Annotated in this window: 24 protein-coding genes; 12 read left to right on the top strand and 12 right to left on the bottom strand. The window is 62.6% G+C overall.

Going from position 1 to position 26,251, the window contains the following annotated elements:
* Nucleotide 1 precedes the first annotated feature (1 nt).
* Genes Q0L25_RS17760 through Q0L25_RS17720 form a run of 9 tightly spaced genes read right to left on the bottom strand, consistent with a single transcriptional unit; the run spans nucleotide 2 to nucleotide 8,873 of the window.
* Complete coding sequence (locus tag Q0L25_RS17760; protein ID WP_296616588.1) at nucleotides 2-163, bottom strand: hypothetical protein; 162 nt, start codon at nucleotides 161-163, stop codon at nucleotides 2-4.
* A 10-nt stretch (nucleotides 164-173) separates the two neighbouring features.
* Nucleotides 174-1,031, bottom strand: a complete 858-nt coding sequence (locus tag Q0L25_RS17755; protein WP_296616587.1) for a peptidoglycan-binding protein — start codon at nucleotides 1,029-1,031, stop codon at nucleotides 174-176.
* Nucleotides 1,028-1,510 carry a phage tail protein gene (locus Q0L25_RS17750; protein ID WP_296616585.1) on the bottom strand — a complete coding sequence of 161 codons (483 nt, stop codon included), beginning with the start codon at nucleotides 1,508-1,510 and terminating at the stop codon, nucleotides 1,028-1,030. The genes Q0L25_RS17755 and Q0L25_RS17750 overlap by 4 nt, the downstream gene beginning before the upstream one ends.
* Nucleotides 1,510-4,311: a phage tail sheath C-terminal domain-containing protein gene (locus tag Q0L25_RS17745; protein ID WP_296616584.1), complete on the bottom strand. Its 2,802-nt coding sequence runs from the start codon at nucleotides 4,309-4,311 to the stop codon at nucleotides 1,510-1,512. The genes Q0L25_RS17750 and Q0L25_RS17745 overlap by 1 nt, the downstream gene beginning before the upstream one ends.
* Nucleotides 4,312-4,318: 7 nt before the next feature.
* Nucleotides 4,319-4,771, bottom strand: coding sequence for a phage tail protein (locus tag Q0L25_RS17740; protein ID WP_296616583.1), 453 nt, complete (start codon nucleotides 4,769-4,771; stop codon nucleotides 4,319-4,321).
* Nucleotides 4,772-4,782: 11 nt separating this feature from the next.
* Entirely contained in the window at nucleotides 4,783-7,011 is a 2,229-nt protein-coding gene (locus Q0L25_RS17735) for a phage tail sheath subtilisin-like domain-containing protein (protein WP_296616581.1), read from the bottom strand.
* A gap of 32 nt (nucleotides 7,012-7,043) precedes the next feature.
* On the bottom strand, nucleotides 7,044-7,943 hold the full coding sequence (locus Q0L25_RS17730) for a hypothetical protein (protein ID WP_296616580.1): 900 nt from the start codon (nucleotides 7,941-7,943) through the stop codon (nucleotides 7,044-7,046).
* Nucleotides 7,936-8,529 carry a DUF4255 domain-containing protein gene (locus tag Q0L25_RS17725; RefSeq protein WP_296616578.1) on the bottom strand — a complete coding sequence of 198 codons (594 nt, stop codon included), beginning with the start codon at nucleotides 8,527-8,529 and terminating at the stop codon, nucleotides 7,936-7,938. The genes Q0L25_RS17730 and Q0L25_RS17725 overlap by 8 nt, the downstream gene beginning before the upstream one ends.
* Nucleotides 8,529-8,873, bottom strand: coding sequence for a hypothetical protein (locus Q0L25_RS17720; protein WP_296616576.1), 345 nt, complete (start codon nucleotides 8,871-8,873; stop codon nucleotides 8,529-8,531). Before Q0L25_RS17720 ends, Q0L25_RS17725 begins: the two co-directional genes overlap by 1 nt.
* A 461-nt stretch (nucleotides 8,874-9,334) precedes the next feature.
* On the opposite strand from Q0L25_RS17720, the gene Q0L25_RS17715 reads away from it, so the two are divergent.
* Nucleotides 9,335-10,069, top strand: a complete 735-nt coding sequence (locus Q0L25_RS17715) for a LuxR family transcriptional regulator (RefSeq protein ID WP_296616574.1) — start codon at nucleotides 9,335-9,337, stop codon at nucleotides 10,067-10,069.
* A gap of 40 nt (nucleotides 10,070-10,109) precedes the next feature.
* Here Q0L25_RS17715 and Q0L25_RS17710 read toward each other — a convergent pair whose 3' ends face one another.
* Together Q0L25_RS17710 and Q0L25_RS17705 are read right to left on the bottom strand one after the other, a co-directional pair.
* On the bottom strand, nucleotides 10,110-11,813 hold the full coding sequence (locus tag Q0L25_RS17710; RefSeq protein ID WP_296616573.1) for an SH3 domain-containing protein: 1,704 nt from the start codon (nucleotides 11,811-11,813) through the stop codon (nucleotides 10,110-10,112).
* 392 nt (nucleotides 11,814-12,205) lie between these two features.
* On the bottom strand, nucleotides 12,206-12,685 hold the full coding sequence (locus Q0L25_RS17705) for a hypothetical protein (protein WP_296616571.1): 480 nt from the start codon (nucleotides 12,683-12,685) through the stop codon (nucleotides 12,206-12,208).
* 141 nt (nucleotides 12,686-12,826) lie between these two features.
* On the opposite strand from Q0L25_RS17705, the gene Q0L25_RS17700 reads away from it, so the two are divergent.
* The 11 genes from Q0L25_RS17700 (at nucleotide 12,827) to Q0L25_RS17650 (ending at nucleotide 24,605) form a co-directional block, all read left to right on the top strand.
* Nucleotides 12,827-13,969, top strand: coding sequence for a glycosyltransferase family 9 protein (locus Q0L25_RS17700; RefSeq protein WP_296616569.1), 1,143 nt, complete (start codon nucleotides 12,827-12,829; stop codon nucleotides 13,967-13,969).
* On the top strand, nucleotides 13,966-14,595 hold the full coding sequence (locus Q0L25_RS17695) for an HAD family hydrolase (protein ID WP_296616567.1): 630 nt from the start codon (nucleotides 13,966-13,968) through the stop codon (nucleotides 14,593-14,595). Before Q0L25_RS17700 ends, Q0L25_RS17695 begins: the two co-directional genes overlap by 4 nt.
* Nucleotides 14,596-14,759: 164 nt before the next feature.
* Nucleotides 14,760-15,824, top strand: a complete 1,065-nt coding sequence (locus tag Q0L25_RS17690; protein ID WP_296616565.1) for a methyltransferase domain-containing protein — start codon at nucleotides 14,760-14,762, stop codon at nucleotides 15,822-15,824.
* Between the two features lie 6 nt (nucleotides 15,825-15,830).
* Complete coding sequence (locus tag Q0L25_RS17685; RefSeq protein ID WP_296616563.1) at nucleotides 15,831-17,051, top strand: AGE family epimerase/isomerase; 1,221 nt, start codon at nucleotides 15,831-15,833, stop codon at nucleotides 17,049-17,051.
* Nucleotides 17,048-18,562, top strand: a complete 1,515-nt coding sequence (gene rfaE1 / locus Q0L25_RS17680) for a D-glycero-beta-D-manno-heptose-7-phosphate kinase (RefSeq protein ID WP_296616561.1) — start codon at nucleotides 17,048-17,050, stop codon at nucleotides 18,560-18,562. The genes Q0L25_RS17685 and rfaE1 overlap by 4 nt, the downstream gene beginning before the upstream one ends.
* A gap of 83 nt (nucleotides 18,563-18,645) precedes the next feature.
* Nucleotides 18,646-19,698: a hypothetical protein gene (locus tag Q0L25_RS17675; protein WP_296616560.1), complete on the top strand. Its 1,053-nt coding sequence runs from the start codon at nucleotides 18,646-18,648 to the stop codon at nucleotides 19,696-19,698.
* An 8-nt stretch (nucleotides 19,699-19,706) separates the two neighbouring features.
* On the top strand, nucleotides 19,707-20,489 hold the full coding sequence (locus Q0L25_RS17670; protein WP_296616558.1) for an ABC transporter permease: 783 nt from the start codon (nucleotides 19,707-19,709) through the stop codon (nucleotides 20,487-20,489).
* A gap of 3 nt (nucleotides 20,490-20,492) precedes the next feature.
* Nucleotides 20,493-21,674, top strand: a complete 1,182-nt coding sequence (locus Q0L25_RS17665) for a hypothetical protein (RefSeq protein ID WP_296616556.1) — start codon at nucleotides 20,493-20,495, stop codon at nucleotides 21,672-21,674.
* A complete protein-coding gene (locus Q0L25_RS17660) occupies nucleotides 21,664-22,392 on the top strand; it encodes an ABC transporter ATP-binding protein (protein WP_296616554.1) in 729 nt (242 codons plus the stop codon). The genes Q0L25_RS17665 and Q0L25_RS17660 overlap by 11 nt, the downstream gene beginning before the upstream one ends.
* Entirely contained in the window at nucleotides 22,379-23,491 is a 1,113-nt protein-coding gene (locus Q0L25_RS17655) for a hypothetical protein (protein WP_296616551.1), read from the top strand. Before Q0L25_RS17660 ends, Q0L25_RS17655 begins: the two co-directional genes overlap by 14 nt.
* Nucleotides 23,481-24,605 (top strand): polysaccharide biosynthesis/export family protein, encoded by a 1,125-nt coding sequence (locus Q0L25_RS17650; protein WP_296616549.1) that lies wholly within the window; start codon nucleotides 23,481-23,483, stop codon nucleotides 24,603-24,605. Before Q0L25_RS17655 ends, Q0L25_RS17650 begins: the two co-directional genes overlap by 11 nt.
* Here the strand turns inward: Q0L25_RS17650 and Q0L25_RS17645 are convergent.
* On the bottom strand, nucleotides 24,602-25,816 hold the full coding sequence (locus tag Q0L25_RS17645; RefSeq protein WP_296616547.1) for a glycosyltransferase: 1,215 nt from the start codon (nucleotides 25,814-25,816) through the stop codon (nucleotides 24,602-24,604). The two genes, Q0L25_RS17650 and Q0L25_RS17645, sit on opposite strands and share 4 nt — an antisense overlap.
* Nucleotides 25,817-26,251: the final 435 nt, after the last annotated feature.

Genomic DNA, 26,251 nt, shown 5'->3' with positions numbered 1-26,251 from the left:
TTCAGTGCGCCCAGACCCGCGCCTTGCGGCGGGCGATGCGCGAGGATGGGCGAACTAGATCGTGCGGCTTGATCGCCTTGCTGCCGCTGGCCTCGCCGCCACCACCTCCGGCGGGCGGAACGGTTTCGGCGACCGCTTCGAATTCGTTGATGACGACCGACATAGTGACTCCTTCAGGCGAGGCCGAGTTGTGGGCGTGGCGGCTGGATCGAGATGCTGAGCGACGGCAGGCTGGCGCCGGTCGCCGGTGGCGAGCCGACCGCGCCGCCCACCCCGAACCCGCCGCCGACATCGGCGGTCAGGCTGAGGTCGACCAGCGCGCCGGGCTGGAGCCGCAGCGGATCCTCGATGCCGTTGCCCGCCGCGACTCCCTGCCAGCCGCCGCCCGGTCCCCCGCCGCCCGTGTCGCCCGAGGCGCCGCCGGCCCCCGTGCCCTGGCCACTGACCATGTCCTGGATCGAATCGCCTTGCTTCGCCGGGGTCATCGGCCGCTGGCCGGGACGCTGGGGCGCGTTTGGATTGGCACTGAAATCAGACACCAGGATTTTCTGCTGGCTGAGCGAGATGGCGACGCTGGCACGGATCGGCTTGCCGTCCGGTGAGAAGTATTCGAGCGATTCCTCGAGGCTCTCGACCATCCCGTCGAAGATGAAGCTGCCCCATACGAAGCGCGCTGCCGGCGGCGTCATCTTCTTGGGATCTTTCTTCGATTTGCGCGGGGTGATGAAGTGGATGACGTCCTTGGTCATCCGCCGCACGTCGTCGACCGGGGTCTTGGCCGGCTGGGTGATGTCGAACCACAAGGTCAGCGCGAGCTTGGTCGTTCCCGCGCCGACGAACTGGCGCCCACTGGTGCCACCCGACTGGTCGCCGCCCGACGGCTGGACGAGCTGGTTGGCAAAGCTGACCTTCATCGAATCGGGATTGAACTGGACGTCGATCTTCTTGCCGCCTTCGCCTTCCGGCAGTTCGGACTTCAGATCCTCCTTCATCTCGATGAGCTGGGCCTTGACGAGCGCGGGGGTGGTCATGCGCCGCCTCCCGCGATCTGGCCGAGCTCGAACCGCTCATAGGCGATCTGCAATTCCTCGATCGCGATCTGGCTGTCCTTGGCGTTGAGCGGTGGGGCCTTCAGCTTGATCGGCAGGCAGCGATAGAGCTGGAAACGGGCGCGTTCGGTGCGCGGGCCGTCGGGCGCGGTCAGCACGATTTCGGCGTCCGCGCGCAGCGCCGGATCCTGGACCGAGCGCTGGAACCATTTCCAGAGATCGTAGGAATTGGTCATCCCGCGCTTGAGCGTGATGTTGCCGTAGCTGACCGGCCCGGCGACGCGATAGGCGCGATCGTTGGCGCCGCCTTCGCGAATGGTCTTGACGTCCATCGTCATCTCGAGGCCGTCGCAATCGGAAAAGGCGCCGCCGACCAGCGGCGCGCTGTCGCCGTCGGGGTAGATCTCCACCGAAAAGCTGAAGTTGGTGTACGGATAGACGAGGGGCTCGTTGTCGGCCATCAGGCGACCTCCCCGATGGTCAGGCGGTTGCCCACCTGGGTGAGCCGCAGGACGAGCGTGCGCAGGGCGTTGGCCGGCACGACCGCGATCTCGACCGTCAACCTGCCCTCGTCGCGATCATTGGCCGCCTCGGGCAGTTGCACCCGCCAGGCCCCACCCGGCTGTTCGCTGGCGAACGCCCCGCGCGTCTCGAGGTCGTCGAGCATCGTCGAAAAGCTGCGCTCGACGGCGCGGCGCGTGACGTCGCCATTGGGCTCGAAGACATAGGTGAACCCGCGGCGCAGCGCGGTGCGGCGGATCAGCATCATCAGCCGGCGCACATGGACCTGCCGCCAATCGGCATCCTCGGACAGCGTGTCCTCGTCGAGAACGGTGAAGCCCGCCGGCAGGCGGCGGAGCACATTCACCTGCGCGGCATCGAGGCCAGCAAGGTCGCCGTCCGGAATCGCCGGGTCGAGCCCCAGGATATCGGCTAGTGTATCATTCGCTGGTGCGATCCAGGCGCCGCGGGCGGTTGCGCGACGCGCATAGAGCCCGGCGATCGCGCCATCGGGCGCGGTGGCGGAAAGGCCCTGATCCTGCCGCGCCGCCAGCCAGGGGTGATAGAGTGCCCCGTAGCTGAGCACCCGGCTTTCCGCAGCACCGAGGGCATCGGTATCGCCGAAACCCGGGGCAAGTTTCGACAGCGCTCGTGCGTGATCACCCGCTTCGGCAGCGCGGAAATCGCGCGGCAATGAGAGCAAGGCGAAGAAATCCTGGGTCGCGGCACACAGCCGAAGCAACGGCACCTGGACCCGCCGCAACCGTTCGCCGATCGCGTCACTATCGTCGGCGACGACGACCATGCCGGTCTTGCGCACCACCACTCGACAGGCGGTATATTGGCTGGTGTTGCCCGCTCGCTCGACGTGGAGGCGGTAATAATAGGTGCCTTCGGCCCGCGCGGTCGCCGCGTAGCTGGTCGCATTGGGGGCGCGCAGCACCTCCGCGGCGTCGGCGAAATCGAAGCGGGCTGCCTCCTCGAACACATAGACCGTGCCCGTGACGTCGGCTTGCCATTCGATCGCATAATTACCGTCGGGCGACGATGTGGGCGGATCGATCAAGACCGGCGTGGCGAGCACCTCGGTCTCGCCGTCGAGGAAGCGGCTCCAGTCGGGGCCGGTCAGCGTGCCGACGGGCGTTACCGGCGGACAACCGTCGAGATGGTTGATCCAGCGCGGCAGGTCCTGCTCGCCGGGCTTGGGCGCAGGCGGCTGATGGCGGTCGGCGGCGGGCGCGATCGCCGGCTGGGCAGCATCGGGCACCGCGATCAGGCTGGCGGGCGAGTAGAGATCGCTCGGAATGTCGATCGCGGCGTGGATTCCGAATAATTGCTGTTCTTCGAGATCGCGCAACCGCTCGGCCTCGGCGGCAAGCCCGGTCAGGGTGAGAGAAGCGAGCCGCGGATCGAGGAACAGCCGTTCGTCGATCGCGTCCAGCCCATCGCGCGCGAGCGCGTCGGCGTCCGAGTGGATCGCGCGCGCAGGCTCGCCGAACGCCGCGCCGAGCCCAAGCGGCAGCCAGCCGGTGCGGAGCGCCACGCGGTCGGCGGCAGTGAAGTCCGGACCGCCGAACAGTGATACAGCCTCGGGCCGCGGCGTCGCGGCGGCGAGCCGCACCCGCTCGGCCTCGGTCAGCGCGAAAGCGGCGCGACGCGCGCCGGCGCGGCTGTCGGCAGGGGCGTAGAACAGATCGTCGTCGAGCACCGCCTGGATCGCCGCCGGGTGCTCGCGGGCAAGCCCGATACCTGACGTGGAACTGCGCGCATCACCGGCATTCTCGGCAATCTCGAGCGTGCAGCGGCGCGCGGCGAAATCGCCTTGCGGCATTTGCGATCCGACCTGCCGCCAGGCGCGGCCGATCGCGGTCTTGCGGTCCTTGGGATCGATCCGGTCGATCATCAGCCAGTCGGCCTTGCCCTGGCGTTCGAACTTGACCCAGCGGCCGAGGACGAGCGGGCTCGTCGCCACTGCTTCGGTTATCGTCAGCGACGTCACCTCGCCCTCGGTGATCGTCGCGTCGTACAAGCGGGAATCGCCCGCCACCTGGGCCTGGCCGGTCTCGCTGGCGCCGCCGGTATCGAGCGGCACGAAGCCGGCGATCCACAGCGCCCAGACAATGCCGCTGTCGACGCGCACCACCTTGGCGTAGCGCACCGACGAGCCGTTGCGCGCAGCAAGCTCCAGCATGTCGCCGGCGGCGAGCCCGTTGCGATCGACGAAAGTGAAGCCGCGCGCGGCGAGCGCCTTGGGAGCGTCGATCGTCACGCTTTCGCGCAGGACGCGGGCCGATAGCGACGTCTCGTCCGCCCAGGAGCCGAGGCTGCGCGCCGCCAGCAAGGCCGGACGCACGGTCGAGCCTGCCCCGCCGCTGGTCGGCGCGCGGGCGAGGATGCCCGACAGCGCGAAGCTAGAGCGCGTCGCGCCGCTGGCCGTCGCTGCCCACAGGTCGGCCAGGTCCGCCGTCATCGCCACGCGCACGACCCAGCAGCGCCGCCCGCCGTTCGAGAAGAACGCCCGCACGCTCCGCGCGAGGTTGGAAAAGATCGTCTCCCCTCGCCCCGGATCGAACGCCAGCGGCAGATCATCACCAAACACCGCTTCGAACGCGGCGACGCTTTCGAGTGCTATCGCGCGGTGCACCGGTCCGCTCGCTGCCAACCCGACAAAGACCGCGACGTCCATCCGCGGCAATCCTTCGGGTGCCGGCGGATCGACGCGGTCGACATAGATGCCGGGAAGGCGGGCGAGCGGCTTCACGCGTGGCTCACTCCATTTCCAGCCGTTCGTAGGAGAGCGTCAGCTCTTCCATCGCGACATCGGTGCCCTTGGCGTTGAACGGGCCATTGGTGTTCTTGATGATCCGCGCGCGCAGCAGCTTCCAGGTGGCGACGACCGCGGTATGGTCCTCGTTCTGGAGCTGGACGGTGACGTTGCGCAGAGCGTTTTGGTTGCCGTTGCGGATGTCGTCGAGCCATTGATAGAGGTTCAGCGAGCCGATCACGCCGCGCTTCATCGTCACGTCGCTCATCTTGTTGAGCCCGGTGATCTTCATCACCGAATTTTCTCGCGCATTGCCCGTGCGATATTCGGAAACGGTCACCTCCATGCCGATGCCGGAGACTTCCTGGAAGCCGGCATCGGGTCCTTCGGTATTGCCGTCGCCCAGGTCGACCAGGAAGTTGAACTGGACGTAGGGACGGTCGCGTTTGACAGCCATGGTACTTCCCCTCAGGCCTTGCTGTCGGCCGTCCATTGGCCGATGCGGAAGATGACGAATTCGGCCGGCTTCAGCGCCGCGACGCCGACCAGACAGACGAGTTGTCCGTTATCGAGATTGTTCTGCGTCATCGTCGAACGGTCGCATTTGACGAAAAACGCCTTCTCGGGCTTGTCGCCGAGCAGCGCGCCGGATTGCCATTCGTTGAGCAGGAAATCGCTGATCGTGCGCTTGACGTTCGCCCACAGGCGCTCGCCATTCGGCTCGAACACCGCCCATTGCGTACCCTTGTCGATCGAGCGCTCAAGATAGGCGAAATAGCGTCGGAGGTTGACGTACTTCCATTCGGGATCGCTCGACATCGTGCGCGCGCCCCACAGGCGCATCCCCCGTCCCTCGAAATAGCGGAAACAATTGACCCCCTCAGGATTGAGCACTTCCTGCTGCGCCTTGTTGATCTGCTTCTCGAAGCCGAGGGCGAGCGTCACCACTTCGTTGGCGGGCGCCTTGTAGACCGCGCGGTTGATGTCGTTTCGCGCATAGATGCCCGACACGAATCCCGATGGCGGATAATGGTTCTCCTGACCCGTTTCCGGATCGACGATGCGCACCCAGGGATAGTAGAAAGCCGAATAGGAACTATCGAACTTGGCGCGATAGGCGCGCGTATCGGCGATCGACTGACCCTTGATCGAATCGAGGACTGCGATCCGGTAGCGCATGTTCTGCGCATGCGCGATCAGCACGTTGGCGACCGCCTGTGCATCGGTGTCGACGAAGGTCGAGCCGGGTGCGGCGACGATTGAAATGTCCTCGATATCCTCGAACGCGACCAGCCCGGACTTGCGGTTGGTCGTCGGATCTTCCTCGCCCTCATAGGCGGCTTGGCGGGGGATCACTCCGTCATTGCCGCCGGTCAGATAGAAGGCCGCGTCCATCACGATGTCGGGTTTGGTCGGATCGGCCAGAGCGAACAGCTGCTCCAATGTGAAGCGGTTGGCGGTCGGTGCGGGAACGACATACCCTCTCAGGAACGCAAGGCCGCTCGGACTCTCATCGACATTGGCGGCGGCAAAGGCGGCATCGGCCGCAGCCTTGATCTGATCGGCATTGGCTTTGGCCGTATCGGCCGCGGCCTTTGCCGCATTAGCCAAATTGAGAGCCTTATCCGTATCGTCTACCGCCTTTTGCGCGTCCTTTTTCTGTTGCGCCGTGGCACCGCCCGGCAGCGCCGCCTGGGCATCGAGCGCGTCCTGATGGTCCTGCGTTTTCTGCGCCACCACTGCCGCCGCATCGGTGACTGCGGTTCCCGCAGCCGTCTGTGCCGCAGCGGCATTGTCGCGCTCGACCGTCGCCTCGTCGACGGTCAGCGCGCGAATGACGATGGGGATCATCCGCGAATCCGACAGATTGGCCGGCTCGGCGGCGAAATAGTCGAACAGAGAATCCGGCTTGCCGGCGACCCGGTGCCCGGTGTCGAGCGCGAGATCCGCCGCGGCAAAGAACGGCAGTCCCTCAACTGTCGGTTCGACATAGACCGTGGCGGTGACAGTCTGCACCTTGGCCGTGGGCTGGTTCGCAAGATGCTGGAGCTCGAAGCTGTTGGCGGGGAGTCCGCTCTCGTCGTCGAACGTCCAGGTGTCGTTCTGGTCGTTGCGATTGAGGACATAGAGCTTGGCCTCTCCGGCCACGGTATTGACATCGGCGCCGGTGACCGAGACCACGTCGCGATTGGCGGAGGCCTGCAGCACGGCCCTGCCATCGCTGATCGTCAACCGGTTCTGCGAAACGGCGAACATCAGCCGCACACGGGACTGGCCGGCCAGTCCCGGAAAGCGCGCGCGGATCGCGACATTCGCCGGCGGCACCGGATTCACGACCTTGGCGTAGCTCGCCTCGATCTTGTTGATGATCTGCTGCGGCGTATCGTCGCCACCGACGCCGAAATCGAATGCTCGGGCGATGTAGAGCCGCTTGCCGCCTTCCTCGAAAAAGGCGCGCACGGCGTTCCACATATAATTGTCGATCGGCAGCCCGGCGTCGGTGAAGGCGAGCTTCTGCTTGCCGCCATAGACGCGCTCGAACTCGACCAGCGAGGTGACGATGTCGGGCTCGATATCGAGCGGGCCGTAGCGCGTGGCGCCGACGAAGCCAGTGGTGGTGGTACTCACCCCTTCGATCGACTTGGCGCGGAAAGAGACTTCCTCGACAAAGACTCCCGGCGCTAGATATTCAGGCATTCGGCGTCTCCTTCGTCTTCAGTTGCGCCAGCTCATGCGGTTTTCAGGTACAGGCTGGAGGCGGTTTCGGTGGGCGAGAGCGCGGTCCTCAGCACCAGGGGTTGGCCGAGAGTGAGGTCCTGCGGCCCCAGCGCTATCGCAGGCAGACTGGCGAGCGCAGTCGCCGCGGTGCCGTTGAGCTGTTTCAGAATCATCCCGAGATCAGGCTGCGGGTCAGCCAGATCGTCGAAATAGACGCTGATATTGGCGGGCCAGCTGATGGCCGGGCGCGGGCCACTCGATGGCGTCTGCGCGGGATAAGGCGGGTAGCCGAACGCGGTGACCAGCGCACCGCCGGCATCGGCGACTCCCAATCCTACGATCTTGGTACCGATCTGCACGGTCATCGCCGCCCAGCGTGCCGGACGCAGCGAATCGTCGGCGGCGAGCACCATCAATTGCGCGCGGATCTCGGCGCGCGGGCCGGCCGTGGCACGTGCCACCGTAGGGAACAGCGGGAGGTAATCGGGCTGGTATCCCGCAGGAGCGACATCGGGGCGGATCGGCCGGGTACGCGCGGCATTGAGGCCGGCCCAGTTGGTCCAAGGGCTGATCTCGCCGGGGGCTCCGGGACGCACCGCCGGTGGCGCCTTGCCTATGTCGAAGCCGAAGCGGGTGGGCAGGTAGCGGCCATAGGAGTCGCTGACTTCGACAACGAAGCTGCGGTCGCGGTCGGAAGGCCAGCCAGCGAACCCGGGCAATCGCGGCGCGGTCCACCAACCCGACGGCACCACCTGCAAATTGCATTTGGTCATTGGCAATTTGCTATCGTGAACGGTGACTTGGATGCCGTCGGTAACCTGGCTGAGATCCGACGCGTCGCGGAACATCAGCGCCACCGGCTGCGCCAGCGTGACCGTGTCGACCGTGGCCGGATCGGCGAACTCATCCATTGGCCATCGCTCCGGCCTGGAAGTCGCGCTCGACAACCTGAGGATATTCGTGGATCTGCTGGTCGCTGTCGAGCAACGCCATACGCACGAGATAGAAGGCGCCGATCGGTGGGTGCTTGCGCATGCGGTCCCACATCGACAGATGGTCGCCGATCGCGAGCGGGTCGCAGACCAGTTCGACATCCTCCTCCGGCGCGAAGACGTCGCTTTCCTGGAGGTAATGGTTGAGCTGGCTGGCGGTCAGCGTGCCGGCATCCTCCAGCGCGCGCATTACCCAGCCGAGCATGCGCAAATGCTTTTCGGCATCATTGGTATAGGGAACAATGAGGAAGCTCAGATCGACCGGCAACGACGGTCGGAAGCGATTGCCGAAAATGTCGGTGCGCGGGCCGCGCGCGCGACGCTGCAAGTTGATTGCAACGCGCCACAACAGGATGCCGAATCCCTCGCCCGCCAAGCCCTTTTCGATATCGCTGAACTGGATAAGCTGGACATCGAGCGTGTCGAATTCGTCGCGCGGGTAACGCTCCATCACCAGGCCGCGGATCGCGGCGCCGATCGCCGCCAAGGCCTGGTGCTTTGCCATCAGTGCCGGACTCTCGTTGGCCGGCCGGCGGCCAGGGCTATCGCGCCGATCAGATCGAGCCGTCCTTCGGGCGAGGCGGCGACTGGTTGGCTGTCGAGGCGATAGGCTGTGCCCGAATGGCCGCTACAACTGATCGCGACGACGCCAATCGGGGCCGCGCGGGCGATGTCTATGAGCAAGGCCTCGCAGTCCGTCACGGTCTCCGCGCGCATCAGCAGAACGTCGATCTCACCGGATGCCATCGCCTCCTCCAGCGGCACCCCCGGCCGCGGCTGGACCAACTCCACGTCGCCGAGCTGCTCGGCGACGAGCGACGACAACATCGGCGACATTTCGCGAAGCATCACGCGAATCCTTTGCATCGGACCTCTCGGGCGCGTCCCCCGGACGCAATGCAGTGGGCCGATGCTAGGAGACGCCACAAATCGCGCATGAGCGCTTCGGACTAGAAGGTGGTCCCCGCGATGGTCCCTATCCAACCATTGAGCTTGAGGTCGACTCGGCCTCGGCTTTCGCTTTTGGTCGCTGAGCCGGCTCGCTTCGTCCGGCCGGAATCCTTCTGGTCCGGACCGAATGATCCAGTTCATGGACTGCACTAGGTTCAGAATGGTTGTATTTCGGCACTCTGACGCAACAGATGAGCCGATCGAAGCTAATGAGGGCCTTTCCGAATCGTCCAATTCCGATTAGTATTCGGAAGTCAGGTCGTTTTTATGCAACGAATCGCGAACAATCGCGGTCATTATGCTGAGTTAATCTTTATTAACCGAGCCGATTATTCGGCTTGAACGGCGGGGGCGTTGACTTGACGCAACAGGCTGGACATCGGGCGATCGTCGTCAGTGACGTCTTGCTTTATCGTGACGGCGTCGCGGCGGGCCTTGCTCGCGCGGGCGCGTTCGCGCCAATCTGCGTCGCCGGCTCGACCGATGTGCTCGACGTATTTGCCGACAACGAACCCGACGTTGTTTTCCTCGATATGACGAGGCCAACCGCGCTGGCACTGTCGCGCACGCTGGTGCCGATGCTCGACGGCATACCGATCATCGGTTTCGGTGTCGGTAGCCACGACGAGGCGCTCGCCTGTGCCGAGGCAGGGATCAGCGCCTTTGTCGGCGCCGACGGAACGATCGACGATCTGGCTCAGGCGGCATTGCTGGCGCTGCAGGGCCAGGCAGTGCTCTCGCCGACATTGGCAGCCCTGCTCGTCCAGCGCATCGCCGCGCTATCCGATTCGCATAGTCCACCCAATGCGACACTGACACGCCGCGAGCAGGAGATTGCGTGTCTGATCGATCACGGCCTGTCGAACAAGGAGATCGCCGGGTCGCTCAAGATCAGTCCGGCGACGGTAAAAAACCACGTCCACACCATCCTGGAGAAACTCAACGTCTCCCGGCGCAATGCGATCGGGCGATCGCTTGGCTTCAACCGGCGCGAGGACTTGCGCAGGTCGTCGCTGCATGGACCCAACCCGAGGCTGCCGGCGCAGTCTGAATCGGGCGCCCCCGGCAGGCCGCAGGAGCTATTTCTGGGCTGACAAAACGCGGCTGGTTACGCCGCGCTTCTGCCAGACCCTTTCACGCATGAATCCAGAAAGCGCTCTCGGCGAACTGGCCCTCGAGCCACCAGTTGGTGCGGCCGGTACCGTATTTGAAATTCACACTGCCCGCCTGGCTCTGGAGAGGAGCGATGACCTCCCCGGCGCTGTTACGCTTCGCTCGGTTGTCGTCGGTTTCGGGGACCACTGCTACGATATGCCCGGAGCGGCCATCCTCCTTGCGTCGCGCCACGATGACACCGATTGCGCCGACATTCACCTCGGTCTGAAGTTCGGTCAGCGAGACCGTTCGTCGCCATCCAAACCGGAGTCCGAAGTCGCGCAGCCACCGAAACAGGTCATTGGCGCGCACCTCGTCGATCGTGCTGCCATAAGCCGGCGCCACGTTCTCACCCCGGGCGAGCCGCTCGATCGCCGCAGCGTTCCACCAGACCCGCGGCAGGTACACTCCTGCGAGATGGCAATAATCGTGTGCGTATATGTTGCAGAAGGTCAAACCGCCACGCGGCTTGTAGCGCAGATATCGAGAGTTATCGACCGCGAGCCAGTCGATGAGCGTGCCAAGCGACCTCGTGAGTTCGGCGGGGGTGGCGCCGCTTCGGGCGGGCTGCCCCGGCTCCGCCAGCGACTGCGCGTTGGCGGGCAGGACGCGTTTCGCGGTACTGATACCGGTCAGCGGCAGGACAACAGCGACGATGCCATTTGCCGGCATCTGCGTGGCCGGTTCCTCCGTCTCGATCGGCGTCGTCGCTTCCAGCGGCTGCAGATATTTCGCTGCCACAAATCCATGGACGAGCGCGCCGCGTAAGCTCGTCTCGATCTCGATCCATCCTTGGCGAGCGGTACCGACCGCCGCGACCCTCTGCCCCTCCGGGAGCGTCGCGACCACGTTGGCATTCGGATGATCGGGATCGCGCGACGGCGAGCTGCGGACGTTGAGCATGGCCGCGTCGACACGGGCCTGATGCGTCGCATCGCCCGCGGTGACCGCGGATGGTGGAGCGATGGGCGCGGCATTGGCCGCGGGTGACGCGATCGGGGTGGACGGATGGCCGGGCGTCGGCACGGTGTGTGCCAGCCGCAGGAACGCGAAGAAGTTCTCGCCATAATAACGACCGTCGGCGTCTTTGAATCCCTGCTTGAGCCCACGAGACGGAGTGTAGCGGCCGCAATTATATGCGATGGCAAGCGCGGCCTTTTCCATGTCGGTGAGGCTGTCCCGGTTTTCCCAACCCAGATTCTTGAGACCCCGATCGAGTTCGGCAAGGCACTTTGCCAGGCTAGCGTCAAACCGCCCCCAGCGCCGCTCGAGGAAGTAGTCCGGGTCCTTCAGGAAGAACTGAATGTCATATTGAAAGATGCCATAGCCGTGGCAGAATTTGTCGGGCCGCTGTGCCACTTTGCGATAGTCCGCCGCGTATCTGGCAATGTCGACCAGTGCCTGCCGGGCGATTGCGAACATCTCGGGCCCGCGGTCGCGCGCTTCGAGTTCGGCGCGGCTGCGCGGGAAAGCGGAGCGCGCATCGATCGTGTCGCCAACACACAGCATCAATATCTGATCGACCGGGAGACCGTCGCGCCGTAGCCGGCTCCAGATATAACCGGTCTCCTGACAAGCAATCGCTGTGATCAGGTCGATGTCCAGCGGCGTGCCCGCAATTGCGGACGCGACCGCATCCGCAAACTGACCCTTGAACCAGGCGATATCCCCCGTATCCGTCATGCGGCCTTCCCTCTCGAGAATGCTTGTATAATTGTGACGAAAATACTTATGTTCTTCGTGGGACGCCCGCTCGTTCAGCGGCCGACGCTCCACGGCGCCCGGTGATTATTTGGTATCACGCCCATTCGCGCGGCTCAACCGAACCCTACCGAAATGAACACTTTTCCATTCATTCTTGTTCGCCATCCCGCGACGTGATGTTAACCCCGCCTCGAGGCCCGCAACAGACGCCCAGTGGACCCGCAGGTCCGCGGGAAATGCTGTCGATGAGGCGTCCATTGAAATGTGGCCGGTCTTGAGGAGAATCCAGCACGACGGACATTGAACTGATTTGACGCACAGCCTTGCCTCAGAGTGAATCTGCTGCCAATAAAGGCCCGACCGCTATCAGTTTATAATGGCTCGAAATTCCCATGAACCAGCTTGCCGCCAAGAAGGCGGATTCTCGGCCTATCCCGCCGGATCAGAACCTGCTGGGCGAGTTCTTCTCGGAATTTCTGGATGAGGCGGCCTTTGCCGATTTCCGGAAGGCCGAACGGCTTGTAGAATCGCTGAAGAGCCAGGGGATGACGGTCGCCGGCTATCCGATCGTCCGCCCCGCCGATTGCGGGCGAATCACCGTCACCCTTGCCGATGTTTTCGAAGCCAGCCGACCCCATTTCCGAACGCATGACCAGAGCCTGACCGCGCGGTTCGAAGAGCTGATCGGCCAATTCCACGACTTCTGCCAGCGCATCTATCCCGGCGAGGCGATGGGCGTGCGCTTGCTGCGCGCCCGGGTTCGGCTGTTCATGGGGGATGCGAAAGGCGTACTCGAACTCGTTTCGTATCACGCCCAGCGCCCCTATGCCCTGGAAGACAATCCGGGGCATTTCCTCCAACTCGTCGAGTTATTCGCACAAGCCCATCTGCTGCAGGGCACGTTGGCGGACACCAGCATGTCTTTCATCGCGCTGGGGCGTTGGTTCGCCGCCAATGTCCGTCGGCTGTCCCCGCGCCGCGCCGGCATCCGAATGGCGCCGTTCGTCGCATTGGGACGCAACGAACCGGCAGCGCCGCTGCGTTCGGCGCTGATCCGCCGGGCCTCGCAAGGTTATCTCAATTGCCTGCGTGGAAGGCGGCGGCCGCTCAGCTTCGTGCTCGCCAAAATTCAGTTGCTATGGTGGATGTTGATCCTGGACCAATGCTATCGCTCGCTAACAAGCAGTGGCAAGACCGGCGATCCATTCTCCTTGACGCGCAACCCCAACGGCCGCGTGCTAGTCGCGCGCGCGATGGGTGGAATCGGCGATCTTCTGATGATGGAGCCCGGCCTCGAGGCCAACGCTATCCGTTATAGGCAGCCCGTGGACTTCGCTATTCCGCGGAAGTTCTTTCCAATCTTCGAGCACAATCCCCACGTCAATTTGATTGATATCGACGGCCCGCCGATCGACATTTCCACGTATCGCCGCTTCTTCAATCTCAGCCAGTGCCCGGCGACACGCTACGAAAGCCCCAGGGTACCGGAAATCAAGAAAGGCCGGGTCGAGACGTTTGCACAGGGAATGCAGGTAAGCCGCAACCGGCTGCTCAAACAGGGCTGGAGGATCAATCACTTCCTTTCCACCGACGACGAGATTTTTTGCGACGATTTCCTGAAGCGCCATGGGATCGGCAAGGCCGGTGGAGGCAAGCGTCCTCTCGTGGGGGTCCAACCCTTTTCACGCGACAGCTATAAGGATCATCCCAATATCGCCGAGATGATCCGTGCGATCGCAAAGGACAATGACGTTCTGATCTTCCACCACGTCGCCAACGGACTGCCGGAGGGCGAAGGCATCGTCACCACCGCTGGACTACCGCTGGGACACTCGCTGGCGCTGGTTTCGCGTATCGAGGCGATGGTGAGCGTGGACAGCGCGTTCCTTCACGCCGCTTCCGCCTTCGACGTACCGGTCGTGGCGCTGTTCGGTCCGACCGACGCGCGCACGCTGACTCGCCATCACCGGCGGGTCAAGACGCTCTGGCGGCAGGATAATTTTGCCTGCGTGCCGTGCTGGCGCAACGAGGACAAGGCCTGCGCAGTATCTGGCCTGCGCTCGGTCAGCCCTTGCATGGCCGCTATCCGCACCGACGAAGTGCTTTCCGCACTCGGCGAAATGCTTGCGACATGATTACAGCCGACTCGCTTGACCGCGGCTGGGCCACGCGCCATGGCCTGGAACGTGACTGGTCCGATCTAGCGGGTAAACCGTCCCTGTTCCTCGACAGGGATGGCACCGTAATCGAAAATGTGCCCTATCTCAACGACCCCGCGCAAGTCGCCCTTGTCCCCGGTGTGCGCGAAACGATCGCAGCGTTCCGGAACAGCGGTTACGCCGTGATCGTCATCACCAATCAATCGGGCGTCGCACGCGGCTTGGTCTCACCTGAGCAATACCGGGCAGTGGAAGCGGCAGTAATTGAGGCGCTTGGCCCCGGACTGATCGACGCTACCTATGCCTGCCCATTCTTGGCCCAGCACCCTTGGCGCAAACCCGAGCCCGGGATGCTGCTCGCGGCGGCGCGGGACTTTGGGTTGCACCTAGCCGGATCGGTCATGGTAGGCGACACGCTGGCCGACATGAAGGCCGGAGCGGCAGCCGGGGTCGGCATGCTAAGGCACGTGGGGACCGGGCATGGCGGCGACGAACGGGCCGCTGTCAAAGCATGGGCCAGGGAACTGAAGAGCGGGCATTTTTCGCAATTGGCGTTCACGGCTTCACTTAGCGAACTCGTTCCGGCAGAGGTGAGCAGGTGAATACGGAGTCGTTTCGCAGCGAGAGGCGGCTATCAAGTTGCGCCTCGCTCGATTGGCTTTATCTGCTACGATCGCCCGATCGATCTTTATAAAACGACGACTGATCTCTCGGGATCGCTTGTTGCATCTTCGTAATAAAATTTACATTTATTGGAGCACGGTTGATGAGCAGCCCTTCTTTTCTTGCCCGGCCTACCCCGGGAATAAGTCAGGCCGAATTGCCGGACGAACTGCGCTCATTGTTACGCCTGACGCAATCCGACGCGACGCCAAATATCAATGCGCTGAACGAAGTTCTGCGTGATCTTACGGCCATGAAGTTCAACATTAAATTCTTCGGCTATGAAATGGCTCGCAAGCTCGCGGAGCAATTACCGCCCGCGCCTACCGGTGGACCTTACGAAATCGAGCTGCTCTCAAAACCTTCGACCCAAGCTGATCTGGAAGCAGAATGGACCCGCTACTGGACGGCGCAGTTGGGGGTCGCCCACGTCTTTCACCGTAAGCTTTGGGAACTAGCCTATGTGCTACAGACCATTTGGCAGAGCGGCAACATGGCCCCAGGCAAGCGAGGTCTGGGTTTTGGCTGCGGCGAGGAGCCCCTCCCCTCCTATCTCGCTGCAAAGGGTTGTCACATTACCGTGACTGACCTCCCGCCCGACGACCAGCGAGCATCCGGCTGGGCCACGACTGCTCAACTCGCCTCGCTCGACAAGGCTTACAAGGAACAGTTCATCGACCGCGCCAGCTACGAGGAGCGAGTCGATTTCCGCTATGTCGACATGACGGCTATCCCGGACGATGTCAGGGGTTATGACTTCTGCTGGTCGATCTGTGCCTTTGAGCATTTGGGCTCGATCGAAAAGGGAATCAGCTTCATCGAAAATTCAATGGACGTTCTCGTCTCAGGCGGCGTCTCCGTTCACACCACCGAATTCAACTTCATCGATGACCAGGAAACGATCGATAACTGGCCGACAGTGTTGTTCCAGAAACAGCATTTCCGAGAAATGGCACGACGGCTGGAAGCTAAAGGCTATGAAGTGGCGCCGCTCAATTTCGATGTTGGCAGTGCTCCGATGGACAAGTTTATAGACATCCCGCCATATGCTCATGACTGGCATTTCGACCAAGCGGAAAGTTGGGCGGCAGGCGGGACGCCGCACGTAAAGTTAGCCGTGGATGGTTTCTTGGCCACCTGCTTCGGTATCATCGCCCGTAAGCCGTAACACGCCATGCAACAGGCAATCCTTCAGGATGTGTTCCTGCAGAATGCACTCAGTGACACGCGAGAATGGACGAACGGAGCCATTCTCGCGCTCATCGATGCTGCGCGGGATCATCACCAGGGCGGCTATGTGGAACGCTTTGACTGGTCGGGCGCGCCACTCGATCCCGGATTCAAGAGGATCCGGGTTACCGGGCGACAGACTTATGTCTTTTCCCACGCAGCAATTGGCGGCGTCGTCGGGGCGGATGAGGCCGCAAGCCACGGCGCAATGTTTCTCAAATGCCGCTGCCTGCGTGCCGATGGCCAATTTGCATCGCGCCTGGCGACCTCCGGCGCGATGCTCGACGCGACTGCCGATCTCTACGATATTGCCTTCGGACTCTTCGCTCTCGCCTGGTGGCACAGGCTGTCCGGTGACGCGCAGGCGGTGGACATAGCCGAGGCCTCGCTTGCACAGCTTTTCGACACAATGCGCTCGCCTTCGGGGCACGGCTTTGTCGCGCGCGCGGGCGACTTCGGACGACATGAGCAGAACCCGCACATGCATTTGTTCGAGGCGGCGATCTTTCTCTCCGCCTTCACCGGGAGCCGGAAAGCCCGGATGCTAGCCGAAGAATTGTTCGATCTGGCCAGAAGCTGCCTTTACGATCCGTCCACGGGCACGCTCGCAGAGTTCTTCGATGCCGAATGGCGTCCTGATGCGCACTCGGGCCCTATCCGGGTCGAGCCGGGGCATCATTATGAATGGGTCTGGCTTCTATGCCGTTATGGTCAGTTGGCAGGAGAACCGGAAGCCTTCGCTATCGCCGACCGCTTGTTCGCGTTCGCGCATGCGCACGGGCACGATCCGGCTACGGGCCTGATCCGGGATGCGGTCGACCCTGTGGGGAACGTCCTGGGATCTGATCTGCGCATCTGGCCCAACACAGAATATCTAAAGGCGCAGGTCGCCATGCGCGAGCGCTTCGGTGAAGGTTTAGGATATGACGACGCCGCGCTGACAGCGAATCTTTTGCGAATTTTCCGACACTTCCTCACGCCGCGGGGGACCGGGCCCGCGGCCCATTTGCCCGACGGACTATGGATTGACTATCTTGAGCACCCGTCGCTAGAGCCCAAATGCGATCATGTTCCAGCGTCGACCATGTATCACATCATGTTCGGTTTTGCTGAGGTACTGCGCCATACCGGCGGCCACGGCCCGTTCAGCGGCAATCCCTGGTGATCGGAGCGATCGTGTCCCTTACCCCCTTCGCAGCCGATCAGTTCGAGAACGCGCGCATCCTCGTGGTTGGCGATCTCATGCTCGATCGCTTCCGCTATGGATCGGTCTCGCGCATTTCGCCCGAGGCTCCGGTGCCGGTGCTGCACATTATTCGCGAACAAAAGATGCTGGGCGGGGCGGGCAATGTTCTGGCGAATATTGTGTCGCTGGGAGGCCGAGCCGGACTGATCGCAGCGATCGGCTCAGATGACGCTGGACGCCTTTGCTCCGAATTAATCGCTGGCAAGGGTGGAGATCCAGCTCTTCTGGTGGAAAGCCCCACGCGGCCCACCACTCTCAAAACACGTTTCATCAGCGGTAGCCAGCAATTGCTGCGCTGCGACGAGGAGGATTCCTCGCCGCTGCCGGAAACCCTCGAGGATCGGATCATCGCCCATTTCGACCGCGCGCTGGGCGACTATGACGTTGTCGCGCTTTCGGACTATGCGAAGGGCCTACTTACCGATCGTGTGCTGCGCCATGCCATTTCGCGGTGCCGCGACATGGGCAAGCCGGTGATCGTAGACCCCAAACGACGCGATTTCTCAGCGTATGCCGGTGCCACGGTCATCAAACCGAACCGTAGCGAACTTGCCGCCTATAGCGGCCTGCCCTGCCGCGATCTCGCAAGTAGCGCGACGGCCGCAGCGCTTGCGATGGAAACGACCGGCGCCGCCCTGCTGCTGACCCTTTCCGAGGACGGAATGGCCTTGTTCCGCCCCGGCCGCGAGATCGCCCATCTCCATGCTACCGCTACCGAGGTGTTCGATGTATCAGGCGCCGGCGACACGGCGCTGGCGATCTTCTGCGCTGGAATTGCGAGCGGGCTCGAAATGGAAGACGCTGCCTTGGTCGCCAACGCTGGCGCCGGGGCCGTAGTTCGGAAGCTGGGCACCGCGACGCTCTCTGGCACCGAACTTGCCCATGCCGTGGCGGACCTGGCCGATACTGGGAAAGAGACTGAGCAACCGGCTCCCGGCGCGATCTGTACGGTGGAGGAGGCCGTTCAGGTGGTGAGGGCGTGGAAGCGCGACGGCCTGCGCGTAGGCTTTACCAACGGCTGCTTCGATATCGTCCATGCCGGCCACATCCAGATTCTCCGTCAAGCCCGCGCCCGTTGCGACCGGCTCGTGGTGGGCCTCAATAGCGACGCCTCCGTCTCACGGCTCAAGGGCCCGACGCGCCCCGTCCAAAGCGAGGCCTCGCGCGCCGCCGTCCTGGCGGCGATGGGCGCGGTCGATCTGGTAGTGGTGTTCGATGAAGATACGCCGCATTCCCTCATCGAACGATTACTGCCAACCGATCTGATAAAGGGGGCAGACTATAAAGAGGACGAAGTCGTAGGGGCTGACATTGTGAAGTCGAATGGCGGTGCGGTGCATCTGATCGCCCTTTTGCCCGGGCTCTCCACCACTGCGGCGATCGCACGAGTCAGAGAGAGACAGGAAAGCTCGGCTCCTGAGAACGTATAGTGATGGTCACCGCATCTAGATGGACACAATGGCGCGGTTATCTGACGCGCCACTATGGCCGGGCGCTGTTCCTGGGCGTTTTTGTGCTGCCAACCCTCCTGGCGGCAATCTATTACGGCCTGATCGCCTCCGATCGCTATGTTTCGGAAAGCCGCTTTCTCGTTCGCAGCGTCAACAAGCCAGCATCGGAAGGCATTTCCGCCTATCTGCGCGACTTCGGCATCGCTCGCGCCAATGACGACGCTTATGCGATCCAGGAATATCTCTATTCCCGCGACGTGATGAAGGGGGTGATGCGCAAGGTGAATTTGCGCGCCGTCTACACCCGCGCCGGAGCCGATCCCATCACCCGCTATCACCCCGGCGACCGCGATACGGACGAAAGGCTCTACCGCTATTTCAAGCGACAATTGACCGTAGAAAAGGACGACGAAACCGGCATCACCACGGTAAAGGTGAGCGCCTATCGCGCAGCGGACGCGAAGGCGATCATGGACGCCTTGGTCACCCTGAGCGAAGAGCAGATCAACGTCCTCAACAGTCGCGCCCGCCGCGATACGTTGGGTCAGGCCGAACAGACCCTCGCGCAAGCCGAAACCGGCCTGACGGACGCCACGCTCGCGCTCACCCGTTATCGTAACGCTTCGGAAAATGTCGATCCGATGAAGAGCGCCGGAGCAGCCGTCGATCGGAGCTCCACGTTGAACCGGAGCCTGGCAATGCTGCGGGTCAATCTCCAGACGATGCTGGCCAAGGCCCCCGACAACCCCGCCATTCCCGCGGTGCGCCAGCGGATCGCCGCGCTGGAAAGCCAGATCGCGCGACAACAGGGAGATTTGACCGGGCCGAAGAACGGTCTTTCCGAAAAACTGGGCAATTATGAGGATCTGAAGGTCAAACAGGAATTGGCGGCGAAGGTCTATGAAACCGCACAATCGCAGATGGAAACCGCGCGGCAGGAAGCCATGCGGCAGCAGATCTATATCGAAACGGTCGTCCGCCCAAATCTGCCCGACGAACCGCTCGAGCCGCGACGCTGGCGCTACTTCTTGACCGTTGCTCTCTTGAGCTGCTGGGCGTTCCTGATGCTGTACCTGCTGGTATCGGGCAGCCGCGAGCACCTCAATCTTGACTGAGGCGGATCATGCGCGGCTATCTTGATCGCATCAGGCTCAAGATGCGGGTCATCAACGCTCTGTTCATCCGCGAGCTGATGGCCCGCTTCGGGCACAGCAATCTCGGCTTTCTGTGGCAGGTACTGGAGCCTCTGGTGCTGGCGCTGGGGGTCATGGCGTCATGGTCGCTGATCTACGGAGAGCGCAACCATGGGGTCCGGGTGATCCCGCTTGTGCTGACCGGTTACACCTACCTCACTTTGTGGCGCCATATGACCGCGCGCCTGAGCAACAGCTTCCGGCAGGCATCCGGGCTGTTGTTTCATCGCTCGGTCAAGCCAATCGATATCCTGATCGCTCGCGGCATGCTGGAGTCGATCGGGGTGCTGATGGCTTTCTTCGCGGCCTACATCCCTTTGGCGTTGTTGGGCATCATCGATCCGGTGGACGACTATCTCGTTCTGCTTGGCGCCTGGGCACTGATATGCTTTCTCACCTTCGGCGTGGCCTTGATCATTACCGGGGTCACGCACCTGTCCGAGACGATCGAACGCTTTGTTCAGCCGGTCATGTACCTGATCCTGCCACTGACGGGCGTGTTCTACATGGTCTATTGGCTACCGCCCGCCGCACGTGAGGTCGTGGTGCTCTCGCCACTGGTCCAGGCCTGCGAGATGTATCGCGCCGGGTTGTTCGGTCACGCCATGCCCACGTTCTGGGACCCTTGGTACATCCTGCTGTGGGGCATTGGCGCCAATGCAATAGGCTGGGTTCTGGTACTCAAGGCCCAAAAACATATCGAGATGGAATAGCCAATGGCCAGGCCCCCTTCCACCAGCGCCCTGGTCCGGCTCGACGACACTTCGTCGCGTAATGTTCCGATCGAGGACAGCGATCCGCCCCGGCAACGCCTGCGACGCTTGCGGCGAGGATTGGTCTGGCTTGTCTTTGTCGCGCCGGTGGTCTGCGCGATCGTTTACAATTTCATCGTCGCAACTCCTCGCTATGCCTCAGAGATCAGCTTTGTTGTCCGCTCCAGCCAAGGCGCGCGCGATCGGCTTAGCATAGTCAGCCTTGGCCAGGGGGGGAGCGTCGGCGTCTCGGACGACAGCGAAGCCGTTGTCGCCTATCTGCAATCCCGCGACGTGTTGAGCAGTATCGATCGCGACGGACTCGTCACCCGCACCTTCAGCGGCCGCGGCCTGGATCCGATCGCGGCTTTTCCGTCTCTCTTGACGGGCTCCAGTAGAGAAGATTTCTACAGGCATTTTCAGGGCTATGTGCATTCCGACTTCGATCGCGCTACCGACATCATTCACGTCCAGGTGCAGTCGTTCACGGCCGCCGACGCTCGGGAGATAGCCCGGCGCCTGCTCGGCGCCTCCGAGGCCATGGTCAACCGGCTCAACCAGCGGGCTCGAGCGAATCTGGTTGGCGGCGCTGAACGGGATGCCGCCCAGGCATCGCGCCAACTTGAGAGCGTGCTCGCCAAGATGAACGAGGTGCGCAATCGAGACCGCATTATCGAGCCCGAGTTGGATGCAGGGGCATCGGTCAAGCTGCAATCCGGCACCGCAGCTGAACTCGCCCAGATCGAGGTGCAGCTCGATCAAACTCTCCGGGTCGCGCCGCAAAGCCCGCTGATCGGGCAGTTGCGAGCTCGCCGGAGCGCCTTGGAAAGGCAACTCGGCCATCAGATCGGCGCGACGGCAGGCGGCAGTGGATCGCTCGCGGATCGGCTCCGCGCCTATGAAGAGCTTGCGGCACGGCGGGACATAGCGGAAAAGCAATTGATGGCCTCCAGCCTGCAGCTCATCAGCGCCCAGGCCGGTGCCAGCCGCCAGCAGCTTTATCTCGAGCAAATCGCGCGCCCGAACCTCTCCGATGAGGCCCGCTATCCCCGTCGCTGGCTCAACCTGCTGATGACCATTTTGGTTTCCGGCTGCCTGTTGTGGATCGCTTCGTCGTTAGCCGAATTGGTATTCGATGATGAATGAGTTGACCGTCCCTTTCCTTGCGACGCCGCCGTCACGGCCGCGCGCCCTGCCCTCCCGGCAGGACGGCGCGCGGATCATCGCCGATGGCATCTACAAGAGCTACGACACTCCGACCGGCCCAAAACATGTGTTGACGGACATCAGCTTCGCTATTGCCCCTGGTGAGAAAATGGCGGTGTTGGGACGCAACGGCGCCGGCAAGTCGACCCTGGTCAAGATCGTCGGCGGAGTCGAGCGGCCCAGCCGGGGCGAGATCCGGCGGAAAATGTCCTTGTCCTGGCCGCTGGCATTCGGCGGCGGTTTCGAAGTGGCGATGACCGGGCTCGACAATATCCGGTTCATCGCCCGCCTTTACGATCGACCGATCCGCGAGACGATCGAACGGGTCGACGATTTCGCCGAACTGGGATCCAATCTGCTGTTGCCAGTGCGACAATATTCGTCGGGCATGCGCGCCCGGCTGGCCTTCGCCCTGACGCTTGCCATCGATTTCGACTGCTATTTGATCGATGAGGTGATTTCCGTCGGCGATCAGCGCTTCCACCGCAAATGCCACGATGCGCTGTTTGTGGAACGCAAGGATGCAGCGATGATCCTGGTCAGCCACGACATCGGCATCATCCGGGAATATTGCAGTTCCGGCTTGGTGCTGAAACGCGGCCATGGCCGGGTATTCGACGACCTCGACCTCGCGATCAGCATATATGCCACACTCTGAAGCCGGCGGCGAACTGAGCGTGCTCACGCAGCGGTCCGACGCCATTCCCCTGGCGGTTGGTGGCCTGCCTTCCCCGGAAAGTATCTTCACGATTCATTGCGTCTCGGAGATCGTTCGGCGCACACAAGGCCAAGTGAACGTCATCCCGTTCAACACCGGAGACGACGCCGAGCGAATGGCCGACGCAAATTCCGGCGAACCAACAATTCCGTTTTTCGACACGCCCGACGGCCGGGCGCGAGAGGCATTGCTGGCAACGCAGGCACCGATCGTCCTGATAGCGGGCGACTTCACGGAAACAGCCCGTTTCTGCATGGTTGCGCGTGATCTGGATGCGTTGCAGGCAGCGCGCTTCGTTTCCCAATCCTTTTCCTGTCTGGAGCCGCTCTATCGGCATGACGGTGTCCGCTGCGTCGCCGTCGACAGAAAGGCCAACCTGGCGGACTGGATCGACCAGGTTGCCGCTTGGCTGGACCTTCAGCCCTCGACCTGGCAAACCGCCCGACAACAGATGCTGTCCGATTACGCCGCTTGGCCGACCGCGGAAGCGGCGATCCATGCTTTGGTCGAATTCGCCGATACCGCCTCTGCTGACCGGGAACAGCTCCCCACCGCGACCCTCGCGCTCTTCGAAACGCTGGGCCGCTGCTACCGCTCCGGTTGGATTGACTCGATAGTCTGGCCCGCGGACTCCATCCTCGAACCCGGGGAGCCGGCCTTTCCGGTCGCCGACGCGATCTCGCTGACCGGCCCGGCTCGGATGCTGACCTTCGGCCCTTTCCTGCATTTGCCGCCGGGCCACTGGAATGCGCGCTATCATTTCGAGGTGGACCAGCACCTTGCCGGCAATTTGATGGAGTTCGACATCGTGAATGGCACGAACGTGCTCGTCTCGCACCGCGTTCTGGTCGAGGGCGCCGGAAAATTCGGATTCGATTGCGAATTCGACATGCAAGAATCCCGGCTGCCGGTCGAAAATCGGGCTATTCTGGCGGAAGGTTCGATAGGTGGCTTCTTTCGGCCCGCGGGAATATGGCTCAACCGCGATCGCCCCTCGGTCGCCCAGGGAACTAACGCAGATACCTCGAATGATCAGTAATTTGTCTCCTCGCAAAGGCCGGGTCCTCGCGACGCTGGCGCTGTTGTCTCTAGCGGGTTGCGCCGCCCTGCCGAAGGCCGGCCCGCAGGGCCATGCGGTCGTCAGGGATGCGACCAAAGGCACCTACACCTTGGTGGAGGTGGATCGCGCCGACGCCGTGCCAGCCGCTCCGGAGCCGGCGACTTTCCAGCCGCTGCCGCCGCGGGCATCACCCGACGTCGATACCTTCGCGCCGGGAGACGAGCTCACCATCTCGATATACGAAGTCGGCGTGCGGCTCTTTTCCGCTGGCGGCCAGACCAATAGCGACACCGGCTTCGATCCGGCAGCGACCAAGCAGCAGATCGGGCCGCTGGAAGTCAGCAGCGCAGGCACCATCCGCCTGCCCTATCTCGGTGTGATTGCCGTCGCCGGCAAACGTCCCAGTGAAGTGGAGCGCGACATCGAGGCCCGCATGGCCGGACGATCGGAAAATCCCAAGGTGATCGTAAGACAGAACACCGCCGTCGGCAGCGCGGTGATCGTCGGCGGCGAAGTCACTAATCCCGGGCGCTTCCGCCTCAGCCCCGCGCACGAAAAGCTGTTGGACGTTATAACGCTCGCCGGCGGCTATCGCGGGACGGGCATGTCCGACCTCGTGGTTCGCGTCTATCGCCAGGGACTAGTTTCGGAAGCACCCCTGGAAGGGCTGGACTATTCCAACGGCGGCGGCATGGAAATGGAGCCCGGAGACCGGGTGGAAGTCCTGCGCGAACCCCGCAGCTATTCCGTGATGGGTGCCAGCAATCGGATCAATCGCTATGATCTCCCAACCCGCCAGATTTCCCTGATCGAAGCGCTGGCGCTCGCCGGAGGGCCGAACGATAATCTCGCCGACCCCGCCGCGGTCTTCCTGTTTCGTTATGTAAAGACTCCGGACGGCAAAGACCGGCCCACCGTTTATCACGTCAACATGATGAAGCCGGAGAGCTATTTTCTAGCGCAGAGGTTCACGCTCGAGAACAAGGACGTGATCTACATCGCAGGTGCCAGGGCGAATGAACCGACAAAGCTTCTTCAAACCATCGGACAGATCTTCACACCGTTTTTCCTGGTCAAGAACGCGGTCAATTAAGCTGTCCTGCCCCGAATGCGCGTGATGAAATCGACGATGTCCGCGCAATAGGCGCCTTCGGTCATGGCAAAGGGTATATGCGGGCGCCGGCGCATTGCCGCGTCGGGCGTCGCCTCGATCGCGCGTGCCCATCCCTGCTCATCGTCCGCCGGCAACAGCACTGTCGTCGCGGAGGCCAATTCACGATGCGCTGGAATGTCCGTCGCAATCGCAGGCACGCCCAGGGCGTTCGCCTCGAGCAGAGGTAGTCCGAAACCCTCCGCAAGCGATGGGCACAACATGCCGGCGGCTCCCAGCAATAGCGAGGCAAGCGCCGGGCTCGACAGGCCGGCCACATGGTGCACTCTGCTGGCCAAAGCAGGGTCGGACTCCAACGGCGCCAAGATGCTGTCGGCATCGTTCCCCGGAGAGCCGGCAATAACGAGATGGGGCGCCTCCTCCCCCATGGCCGCGACGAAACGCTGCCAGACCCGCAAGAGCAGGGCGAAATTCTTGCGCGGCTCGATGGTCGAAACCGCCAGGAAATAGCGCGTGCCGGCCAATTCCGCTACGCTGGCCTCGACATCAGCGAAGGCTGCCGGCAGGGGCAGCGACCGCACCAGCGCCGGCGGGCAAGGCCGGCCCAGATCCGCCATCACCGCACTTACGCTGTCGCGTGTGTATGCCGAATTGAAGATCATGCAATCCGCATGCTCAGCCGCAGTGCGGATCATCTGCCGATGATGTTTGGGTGCATTTTCCCCGACAAGATGCGGATAATCGACGGGAATAGCGTCGTGCATCATCATGGCGCGACTGATGTCGGGGCGCTTGGCGAGCCAGTTGAAGAAGGATGGCATCGCCAGCCCCAACTGGCCGATATTGAGATAGACAGCGTTGGCAGGCACCGCTCGGCCCGCGAAGCGCCGAGGAAACAAGCTGGTCGCCTGAAGCATGCGGAGCATGCGCCAAACCTTCTGCCGCAACAAAAGACGACGGACCGACGGCAGCTGTAGCGCGTCTCCCCGCCGGCGGGCAATTCTATCCAACAGCGATTGTAATTGGGGGTCGCGGCCGAATCCGGCATCTTCCGCCCATAGCTCTTGAATATATGCCAACAGATTCCTGACCTGTGCCGCCGAAAAAGCATAGACACCCGCCGGCGTCGGCAACACGCCAACATCCCGACTGGATTCGTTGCTGAAAATATGACGGGCGAGTGCCAGATCCACTCTATCTATTCCGCGCGGCGTCAAGAATGCCGGGCCGATAAATAGTCTCACTACATCGTAAGCTATCACAGGACGCGCGTTTAGTGTGCCGACTTCGTCGGTAGCAATTCCGTCAACCAATTGAAAAATATGCCTTTTAAAGATATGCCGTGCGATGTATGGGTATAACCTAAGACATTCAACCGGTTACGGAGGTGGTTGGGGAGAGCAGAAAATTAGGGCCGATCTTCCAGGGCGACCCATAGTTCATCGCCGCCGGAGGTGTGAAGTTATTATTGAGGCTCCGGCATGTTTCATGGGGAGGCGACGACTTATCGGATCGGTTCGCCCCGGTTTTGTGTCCGATATGAATTGTTCAGCTTGTCGCCGCCTGACCCCCAGACTATTGTGCAGCGCAGCGAGATTCTTCATAAGGCACTGGTAGATAGGAATAAT

Source organism: Sphingomonas sp., from assembly GCF_024508665.1.
Lineage (GTDB): Bacteria > Pseudomonadota > Alphaproteobacteria > Sphingomonadales > Sphingomonadaceae > Sphingomonas.
Note: the sequence above shows the minus strand (reverse complement) of the source record. Positions and strands in the feature narration are given on the sequence as shown.

Excerpts from the sequence above, each read along its gene's own strand:
- Q0L25_RS17760 (WP_296616588.1), bottom strand. The coding sequence starts at position 163 with ATGTCGGTCGTCATCAACGAATTCGAAGCGGTCGCCGAAACCGTTCCG.
- Q0L25_RS17755 (WP_296616587.1), bottom strand. The coding sequence starts at position 1,031 with ATGACCACCCCCGCGCTCGTCAAGGCCCAGCTCATCGAGATGAAGGAG.
- Q0L25_RS17750 (WP_296616585.1), bottom strand. The coding sequence starts at position 1,510 with ATGGCCGACAACGAGCCCCTCGTCTATCCGTACACCAACTTCAGCTTT.
- Q0L25_RS17740 (WP_296616583.1), bottom strand. The coding sequence starts at position 4,771 with ATGGCTGTCAAACGCGACCGTCCCTACGTCCAGTTCAACTTCCTGGTC.
- Q0L25_RS17735 (WP_296616581.1), bottom strand. The coding sequence starts at position 7,011 with ATGCCTGAATATCTAGCGCCGGGAGTCTTTGTCGAGGAAGTCTCTTTC.
- Q0L25_RS17730 (WP_296616580.1), bottom strand. The coding sequence starts at position 7,943 with ATGGATGAGTTCGCCGATCCGGCCACGGTCGACACGGTCACGCTGGCG.
- Q0L25_RS17725 (WP_296616578.1), bottom strand. The coding sequence starts at position 8,529 with ATGGCAAAGCACCAGGCCTTGGCGGCGATCGGCGCCGCGATCCGCGGC.
- Q0L25_RS17720 (WP_296616576.1), bottom strand. The coding sequence starts at position 8,873 with ATGCTTCGCGAAATGTCGCCGATGTTGTCGTCGCTCGTCGCCGAGCAG.
- Q0L25_RS17710 (WP_296616573.1), bottom strand. The coding sequence starts at position 11,813 with ATGACGGATACGGGGGATATCGCCTGGTTCAAGGGTCAGTTTGCGGAT.
- Q0L25_RS17705 (WP_296616571.1), bottom strand. The coding sequence starts at position 12,685 with ATGCCCCGGATTGTCTTCCAGGGCATAGGGGCGCTGGGCGTGATACGA.
- Q0L25_RS17700 (WP_296616569.1), top strand. The coding sequence starts at position 12,827 with ATGGCGCCGTTCGTCGCATTGGGACGCAACGAACCGGCAGCGCCGCTG.
- Q0L25_RS17695 (WP_296616567.1), top strand. The coding sequence starts at position 13,966 with ATGATTACAGCCGACTCGCTTGACCGCGGCTGGGCCACGCGCCATGGC.
- Q0L25_RS17690 (WP_296616565.1), top strand. The coding sequence starts at position 14,760 with ATGAGCAGCCCTTCTTTTCTTGCCCGGCCTACCCCGGGAATAAGTCAG.
- Q0L25_RS17685 (WP_296616563.1), top strand. The coding sequence starts at position 15,831 with ATGCAACAGGCAATCCTTCAGGATGTGTTCCTGCAGAATGCACTCAGT.
- Q0L25_RS17670 (WP_296616558.1), top strand. The coding sequence starts at position 19,707 with ATGCGCGGCTATCTTGATCGCATCAGGCTCAAGATGCGGGTCATCAAC.
- Q0L25_RS17665 (WP_296616556.1), top strand. The coding sequence starts at position 20,493 with ATGGCCAGGCCCCCTTCCACCAGCGCCCTGGTCCGGCTCGACGACACT.
- Q0L25_RS17660 (WP_296616554.1), top strand. The coding sequence starts at position 21,664 with ATGATGAATGAGTTGACCGTCCCTTTCCTTGCGACGCCGCCGTCACGG.
- Q0L25_RS17655 (WP_296616551.1), top strand. The coding sequence starts at position 22,379 with ATGCCACACTCTGAAGCCGGCGGCGAACTGAGCGTGCTCACGCAGCGG.
- Q0L25_RS17650 (WP_296616549.1), top strand. The coding sequence starts at position 23,481 with ATGATCAGTAATTTGTCTCCTCGCAAAGGCCGGGTCCTCGCGACGCTG.